Source organism: Candidatus Hydrogenedentota bacterium (assembly GCA_018005585.1).
GTDB lineage: Bacteria > Hydrogenedentota > Hydrogenedentia > Hydrogenedentales > JAGMZX01 > JAGMZX01.
In genome coordinates, this window is record JAGMZX010000198.1 from 1 (window position 1) to 8,358 (window position 8,358).

Below are 8,358 nucleotides of genomic sequence, written 5' to 3' on the forward strand. Positions count from 1 at the left end.
CTTGCCGGGCCCTACGGGCTGTGCGGGCGGTAACGGCGCCGTGGGCGGCGCGGGCGGCGCGGGCGCCAAGGGCGGGACCGGCGGCGCGGGCGGCAAGGGCGGCGACGGCGGCTATGGCGTACCGGGCATCGTGAAGCTGCATGGCTCCGTGGTGCTTGGCGAAGACCTGACCGTGGTGGCGGACAATCGTTACGACCCAGGCTCCGACAGTACGGACTATCAGGGCAAACTGACCATTATTTCGAACATGAATTCCACCGCGGTAAACGATCACCTGCCGCTGTTGTCCAATCCCAGCAACGCCAATCGGGTTCATGTCGGCGTAACAACAAACGATTCCTTACTCAAGGACGACAGCATCTACGCGGGCTCGGCGGTGCAATGCCCGCTGGTGCCCGAACTGACAACGGGGCCGGCGGTGGCGGGCCTGTTGAGGCCCGGCTATTGGAACCAAGCTGTCGTCGACAGCGCCACCCCTGTTCAGACGAAGAACGGCTGCGAATTGTATCTCCTGTCCGGCGCTTCAAGCGTCTACGACGGCTTCGACCAGGTTGTGGTCAAGAATGTGTCCGGCGGCGGAGTAATCGGCATGTTCCTGCAAGTGGCGGGATATCCGCCGGTGCTGATCAACACCACGGGCGACCTCGCGGCAGGTGACGTTTGGACGACCACCATCGAAGCCGGACTGGCGGGATTGCCAGTGCTGGTGCAGGGCGCGACGATTACCTCGCACCCGCAAAACGCGGACCGCTGGCCCGGCGCGGCAAGCGTGAAGTTCTCCGTGACGGCAGTCGGCGATACGCCTCTGACCTACCAGTGGTACCGGGATTTGGACGCGGACGGGGAACCGGACCCGGAGGAAGTAATAGACGGCGCGACGTCACCGGACCTGAACCTGTACAACGTGCAGGAGAGCGACCAGGGCCACTACCTGTGTACCGTGACGAACGTCGCGCGAACCGTGAAATCGAACCCGGCGTTCCTGAATATCTTCGACGGGCCTGAAATCGTCGTGCATCCGGTCCCGCTTTCGAAATGGCCGGGTGAATCGGCGCAGTTCGCGGTGCTCGCAACGGGTCCCGGCTTGAATTACCAGTGGCAATTCCAGCACGGCAGCACGGGCGACTGGGAGAGCCTGCCGCTGGAGATTACCGCCACGCTCGATATCGACCCGGTGCAGGAGTCGCACGAAGGCGACTACCGATGTGTCGTGTCAAATCCGGTTGACACGGTTACCTCGAACCCGGCAACGCTGACGGTGAAAGACCTGCCGCAGATTGTCAAGCACCCGGAGGATGTCACGGCGCCGGTGGGAACGCCGAATATATTCTTCAGCGTCATCGCCACGGGCACGAGCCTGGACTACCGCTGGGAGACGAATCGTACTGGAGCCTGGGAGATCATCGCGGGCGAGACGGCCAGCACGCTCGTGATTCCGTTCATGCAAGCGTCGGACGTGGGGCAATACCGGTGCCGCGTCGCGAACGGCGGCCTCCCCTATGACGACTCGTCCGGCCTGGGCGGCGGCGTCCTGTCCAACGAAGCGACGCTGTCTGCCGGTGACCCGGGCATCCTGCAACAGCCACAATCGCTGACGGTGAACCCGCTGGACCTGGCGGAATTCACGGTGGTGTCGGTCACCGCAGGCGATCCGGCCGACTTGACCTACCAATGGTACAAGGACGACACCCCGATTTTGCTCGAGCAGAATCCCTCGGCGCAGTCGCAGACGCTGAGCATAGCGGAAGCCGTGGAAGCGGACGAGGGCGTCTACAAGGTGCGCATCGACGGACCGGGCGGCTACGTGGTATCGAGCACTGCTACACTGACAGTGAACGACCTTCCGGTAATCACGCAGCAGCCGCAGGACCTCCGCGTCGATGCCGGCGGCCTCGCGTCGTTCACGGTCACGGTTGACAGTGTGCTGCCCGTCAGCTACCAGTGGCGGTATACGGACCCGGTCACGCTGGTAACGACGAATATCTTGGATGCGAACGCCGACACGTACACGATACCAAGCGCAACTGATGACGACGACGGCCTCTACGAGTGCGCCGTAACCAGCGCGGCGACGGTCAACACCGGACCCGTCGTTTCCGACCGCGCGCAGCTGGTCGTCGGGCACGTGCTCGAAATCACCGCGCTGTCGGGGGGCGGCGCAGTCTATGTCGGCGACCCGATCTTCTTCTCAATTACGACACAATACGGCCTCGGGACTCGCACTTACCAGTGGTACAAGGACGCCGTGCCGGTCGGGCCGTCGGCGCAGTCCACGCAGGAGACCTGCACGTTCGACGCGACTGTGGTCGTCAGCGCGGACTTCGTCCACGCGGGCGCCTATGTCTGCAGGATCTCGGATGACCGCGGCACAGTGGTATCCGACCCGTTGCAGGTAGAGGTGTTCGCGCACTTGGGCAAGCCGGAAGTTGCGGTCGCAGTCAACGGTCTGCCGTATGAAGCAAGACCGGTAGAATGCACAGTTGGCGATGCGGTCACGCTGATTGCTTCGGTCACGGGCGGGATGCCGCCGCTCGACCGCAATTGGCTGTTCGAATCGGGCACCGGTAACAAGGTACTGCCGGATTCGTGGACGGAGAATGGCCCAGAAGCCATCATAGAGGAGATTGAGCCCGATAACGAAGGCTGGTATGCCGTGGAAATCGGCGACAGCGGGTCTGACCTCGGCGTATCCGACCCGGTCTACATCTCCGTGGACCTTGGCCTGCCCGTGGGCGGCCTGATCGGGCTTGTGGGGTTGAGCGCCGCGTGCAGCCTCGCCGGGCTGCTCACGCTGCGCCGCCGCCGCTGAACCTGCTCACAGGCGAGACATGCCGCGCGCCCTTCCCGGTACGCCGGGGAGGGCGCGCGCTTGCTCGGGGACACCGTCGCAGTGTATCAGGCCCGCGTCAATCCGGCACGGTCACGCCCCGCGACTGTAAATAGGCCTTGAGTTCCGGAATGCCGATGAGATGGAAGTGGAACACGGACGCGGCCAGGAGAATCGATGCACCTGCCTCGACCGCCTCGTAGAAGTGCTCCAGTTTCCCCGCGCCGCCGGACGCCACTACCGGCACGGATACCGCGCCCGCAATCGCGCGGATCACGGGAAGGTCGTACCCGGTCCGCGCACCGTCGCCCGCCTTGCTTGTGGGCAGGATGCAGCTCGCGCCAAGCCCGGCCATCTTTTTCGCGAATTCGACGGCGTCACCGCCGGTGGCGGTGCGCCCGCCGTCAACATACACTTCGTAGCCTGAAGCCAGGGCGGGATTCCGGTCCACGTCGATAGCCACGGTCACGGACTCGGCCCCGAACCGCGCGGCCATCTCGCTGATGAGTTCCGGCTTTCGGAACGCCGCGCTGCTCACGGACACCTTGTCCGCGCCCGCATCGAGCACAGCCGCCGCGGCCTCGATGCTGTTGATACCGCCGCCCACCGTGAAGGGGATGGTTGCGGCTTCCGCCACGCGGCGCACCACTGCAAGCATGGTAGGCCGGTTTTCGACGGTCGCGGTGATGTCAAGCAGGGCCAGTTCGTCTGCCCCCGCCGCGCAGTAAGCTTGGGCGCAGGCTACCGGATCGCCTGCGTCCCGGATATCAACGAAGTGCACTCCTTTTACAACCCGGCCGTTCTGCATGTCCAGACACGGCATAATGCGCGCAGATTTGCTCATAAAGTGCCTTTCCATTCGCGTGCGGGCGCGGCCCCGCGTGTCTGGCGGGCATCATACCGCGTACCATCGCGGCAACCAAACAGGGGCCTTCACATGCGTCAGCTTCTTTTTCCCACCCCCGTTTTGACAGTCTCGGCCCCGTTTCACAGCGTCGCAAGCTTCGGCAAAGCAACACAGAAGACAGGCAGCCGACGAAGACTCATCTGCTCCTGTGCGTGGTAGCGGCGTTGAGCGCAGGCTGCGCGCAACAGCCGGAAGGTCTCGAGCGGGTCGGCCTGAACGGGTTCGACCCAGGCGACAACGCCGCGGACTGGAGTGATTGCCCGTGGTCCATGACCTATTTCATTCCGGACGGCAAGCAGGAGGGGCATCTCTACGCGGGCACCGCGAATGTGGAAACGGGATTCGAGGTCTGGAAGTTCGAAGGGCACGGCGGACAGGGGCCGGTCCGCGTCATCGCGAACGGCGCGACCGGCCAGAAGAGCATGGCGGTGTCCAACCTGTGCGCATTCCGTGACGCGCCGTATCTGGGCGCCATGATCGTCGGTGGCGCGCGGTTCCGCGGCGCTCTCGACATCCTGTTTGGCAAACGCCTCTTCGGCCCGCTTGCGGCCCTGTTCGATACGGGCGGCGACCTCTACCGCTCGACGGACGGTACGCGCTGGGCGCCGGTGTTCACGAATGGCATGGGCGACCCCTACAATTTTGGCGTGCGCAATATGGTTTCGTTGGACGGGTGGCTGTATCTCGGCTTGGTCAACAACTTCGACGGCCTGGAGATCTGGCGCGGGGAAAAGGCGGCGCAATAACGTGCGCCGGGGCCGCGCCGCGAATGGTGCGGACGCGCACGGCTTGGCTATACTGGGCGGCGCCGGCATATAAGGAGCACGCCATGCGACTGAGCATCGGGGGATACAGTTTTCATCGGCTTCTCGAAGCGGGGAAGCAGGATATCTTCCAATACATTCGCGACTGCAAGGAACTGGGCGCGACGCAGCTCGATCCCTGGAACGCGCAGCTTGCGCCCATCCGCGACACGGACCTCGTGGCGCACGCGGGCAGCAATCCGGGCAACGCGCGCCTATCCGCACAGGACGACGCCTATCTCGCGCGTGTGCGCGAGGCCGCGGATAACGCGGGACTCCCGTTCGGGTGCATCGCGGTCGACGGCGCGCACATCTACGAGCCGGACCCCGCGGCGCGCGCGGCGAACCGGCGGCTGGCGGACCGGTGGCTCGAGGTGGCGCGCATCCTGGGCGCGCCGCAGGTGCGCATCGACGCGGGCGGGCCGGCGGAATTGCCGGAGGACGTGTTCGCGATCCTTGTGGACGGTTACCGCGACCTGATCGCGCGCGCGGGAGAGCAGGGGATCGAAATCCTCATGGAGAACCATTGGGGACCGACCGTGATCCCGGATAACGTGGTGCGCATACTGGACGCCGTGGACGGATTGGGCCTCTTGTTCGACAGCCACAACTGGGCGCCGGGCATGGCCGAGCGCGGCTGGACGCTCTGCGCGAAGTATGCGCGCTCGACGCATTTCAAGACCTTCTCCTTCGACGCGGACGGCAACGAGCCGTCCGTCGACCTGCCCCGCGCTATACGCTTGCTCGTGGAAGCGGGCTATGACGGCTGCTGGGGCATCGAAAGCTGCCCGGAGGACGGCGACGAATATGGCGCGGTGCGGAAGACCGCCGCGCTGATCAAGAGGTCGCTCAAAGAACTGAGATGGCATCCGGAGTGACACGCATGGACTTGAACGAAAACGCGCCCAAGACCCGCGTCGGCATTATCGGCGTGGGCCAGATCGGCAAGATACACATGGAAAACTACCGGTCGGTGCCGCATGCCGAGGTTGTGGCCATCGCGGACGCCGATGAAGCCGGGGCGCAACGCGCGGCCGCGCAATACGGGGTCGCGGACGCGTATCGCGACGCGCGGCAACTGCTGGCGCGGGACGACATCGAGGCGGTGGACGTGTGCCTGCACAACAACTTGCACATGCCGTACACCGTGGCCGCGCTCGAGGCGGGCAAGCACGTGTACTGCGAGAAACCGATGGCGGGCGCATACCGGGACGCGGAAACCATGTTGCGCACGGCGCGCGCACACGGCAAGATGCTGTCGATCCAGCTTTCGACGCTGTTTTCGCGGGAAACGAAAGCGGCAAAGCAGCTCGTCGATGGCGGGCGGCTCGGCAGGCTCTACCACGCGCGTTCGACAGGGTTCCGGCGCCGGGGGCGCCCCTTCGTCGACGGCTACGGCACGGCGCGGTTCGTGCAGCGGGAAATCGCCGCGGGCGGCGCGCTCTTCGACATGGGCGTCTATCACATCGCGAACGTGCTCTATCTGCTGGGCAATCCGGACGTGCGCACGGTCTCGGGCAAGACCTATCAGGAGACCGCGATGGACCCGGAGCGGCGCGCATCGAGCGGCTACAACGTCGAGGAGCTTGGCGTTGGATTCGTACGGCTGGACCACGGGATGACGCTCGATATCATCGAGTCGTGGGCGATTCATTTGAATGCGTTCGAGGGTTCTTCCATTGTGGGAAGCGACGGCGGCGTGCGCCTGCAACCCTTCGGTTTCTTCCAGAACATCGGCGACATCGAACTGGACTGCACGGCCGACCTGGACAGCTTCGATTACCGCCTGCACAACGTGCACAACGCGGGCGACGCCTACGACAGCCCGCAGCATCACTGGGTCGCCGCGCTGAGGGGTTGCGTCCCCTTGCTGCCGACCGCGGAGATCGCGTTGAACACCATGCTGATTTCGGAGGGTATCTACCTGTCGAGCCGGCTGGGCCGCGAAGTGACGGTGGACGAAGTGCGCGAGCAGTCGCAATCGGCGGCGGTTGCAGTGACTTGACCGGGAATCGCCGGCGCGGGCTCCACGCGCGGGCTCAGGGCGGGATGACCAGCGCGCACAACCGTTCGAGCAGTTCCATCTGGCCCGGATGGATTTTCCTGCGCGCGGCCGCAATATCGAACCAGGCTGCGCGGTCCACTTCCGGAAAGGCTTGGCGCTCTCCCGAGCCGGGGGGCCATTCCATCTCGAAGGTGTTGCTTATGGCCGCCGCGGCGTCGCAGTCGCCCGCAACGGCCCAGGCGTGGACCGTCTTGTGGCTCGACTGCCGAACGGAGCCCAAGGACAGAAACTCGCCCGAAACCGGGAACCCCGTTTCTTCCTCGAATTCGCGCTTGGCGGCGGTCACACCATCTTCGCCCGGCTCGAACTCGCCTTTGGGGATTGACCAGTGTCCGTCGTCCTTGCCCCTGTAATACGGCCCGCCGGGATGAACGAGGAACACTTCGAGCCCGGAACCCGTGTTGCGATACAAGAGAATGCCTGCACTCTGAATGGCCACCGCTATCCTCGCTTTCGGCCGTGTCCCACCGGCTGGGGCACCTTCATACGTCAAGATAGGCGCAACGCGGCACGAATACAAGAACACGGTGCTGCCTGACCCGGGGGGCACGCCGCGACGACCAGCCCCGCGTGTCAGCAGGAAGGACAGAAGCCATCCTCGCCTTCGGCGCAGGAATGGTAACACCCGGAATTGTAGAACTGGATGAACCGCAGCAACTCGGTAAGAGTGATATGCCAGTCCGCCGGACCGTAATCGCTCGCGTGGTGCGGGCACCCGGTATCGCCCGGCCCGGGCGCATAGCCGTCTTCCGACGATGCGTCACAATGAAACGTGCCCGAATTGTAAAGCTGGATTACCCGCAGCAGTTCCGTGAGCGAAATCTTGCCATCGCCGTTCGTGTCGCCGCTGTGCGAGCCGGGGGCGGGCTGCCCCTCGCCTTCGCCTTCGCCTTCGCCTTCGCCTTCGCCTTCGCCCTCGCCCTCGCCTTCGCCCTCGCCCTCGCCTTCGCCTTCCCCTTCTGCTGCGCCTTCGTTCGGCTCCAGACAGGAGTCGTTGAATGTGATAGCCCATCCGTTCAACACCCCCTCGGCGCCGGCATGCGAATCGTACGCAATCAGCGTCCAGTCACCGGCGATGGACTGGCCGTCACAGCGCGACAGGGGGTCCATCGGAATGAAAGTGCCCGTATACGGCGGAGACGCCACCAAGATCGAGAATTCGGCGTCATCGTCGAAAACGGTCTCGTGGAATGCCGTACCGCCCGCGACAAGCTGGGCCGCCAGAAAGACCAGCGTACCCTGCGGCGACTCGAGCCAGAGAATCAGGTCGCGCACATTGGCGTGATCAATATCCAGTTCAACGGTAATTTCGCTGACCCATCCCGGGGCAAACACGGAGATGACGCTCTCCGTCTGGAACATGTCAGTTACCGGCATGACGGTCGTATTCTCAAAACGTAGACAGCCGAGTTCGCCCTCGCCTTCACCTTCACCTTCACCCTCGCCTTCGCCCTCGCCCTCGCCTTCGCCCTCACCCTCACCCTCACCCTCACCTTCGCCTTCGCCTTCGCCCTCGCCTTCCCCTTCCCCTTCGCCCTCGCCTTCCCCTTCTCCTTCGCCCTCGCCTTCTCCTTCGCCTTCGCCTTCGCCTTCGCCTTCGCCTTCACCCTCGCCCTCGCCTTCTCCTTCTCCTTCCCCTTCGCCTTCGCCCTCGCCCTCGCCTTCCCCCTCGCCTTCCCCTTCGCCTTCACCCTCGCCTTCACCCTCGCCGCCGCCGTACCAGTCCAAGTAGAACTGTTCGAACGCATTGCGCACC

Annotated in this window: 7 protein-coding genes; 4 read left to right on the forward strand and 3 right to left on the reverse strand. The window is 64.6% G+C overall.

Translation table 11 applies throughout. The annotated features are described in order from the left end of the window. The coding region (locus tag KA184_21755) for an immunoglobulin domain-containing protein (protein MBP8132213.1) at window positions 1–2,809 on the forward strand (2,809 nt) is incomplete at its 5' end. A gap of 97 nt (window positions 2,810–2,906) precedes the next feature. Here KA184_21755 and hisF read toward each other — a convergent pair. Further along, window positions 2,907–3,671, reverse strand: a complete 765-nt coding sequence (gene hisF / locus KA184_21760; protein ID MBP8132214.1) for an imidazole glycerol phosphate synthase subunit HisF — start codon at window positions 3,669–3,671, stop codon at window positions 2,907–2,909. A 227-nt stretch (window positions 3,672–3,898) separates the two neighbouring features. Here hisF and KA184_21765 point away from each other — a divergent pair, with 227 nt between their 5' ends. The 3 genes from KA184_21765 to KA184_21775 all read left to right on the forward strand — a co-directional run bounded on the left by KA184_21765 (window position 3,899) and on the right by KA184_21775 (window position 6,542). Continuing rightward, the gene (locus KA184_21765; protein ID MBP8132215.1) at window positions 3,899–4,480 is read left to right on the forward strand and encodes a hypothetical protein; all 582 of its coding nucleotides are present in this window, start codon (window positions 3,899–3,901) and stop codon (window positions 4,478–4,480) included. An 83-nt stretch (window positions 4,481–4,563) separates the two neighbouring features. Then, window positions 4,564–5,415 (forward strand): TIM barrel protein, encoded by an 852-nt coding sequence (locus KA184_21770; protein MBP8132216.1) that lies wholly within the window; start codon window positions 4,564–4,566, stop codon window positions 5,413–5,415. Between the two features lie 5 nt (window positions 5,416–5,420). Then, entirely contained in the window at window positions 5,421–6,542 is a 1,122-nt protein-coding gene (locus KA184_21775; protein MBP8132217.1) for a Gfo/Idh/MocA family oxidoreductase, read from the forward strand. Window positions 6,543–6,576: 34 nt separating this feature from the next. Here the strand turns inward: KA184_21775 and KA184_21780 are convergent, their stop codons facing one another. Then, window positions 6,577–7,041, reverse strand: a complete 465-nt coding sequence (locus KA184_21780; GenBank protein MBP8132218.1) for an NUDIX domain-containing protein — start codon at window positions 7,039–7,041, stop codon at window positions 6,577–6,579. A 134-nt stretch (window positions 7,042–7,175) separates the two neighbouring features. After that, window positions 7,176–8,358: proprotein convertase P-domain-containing protein (locus KA184_21785; protein ID MBP8132219.1), on the reverse strand; the 1,183-nt coding region annotated here is incomplete at its 5' end.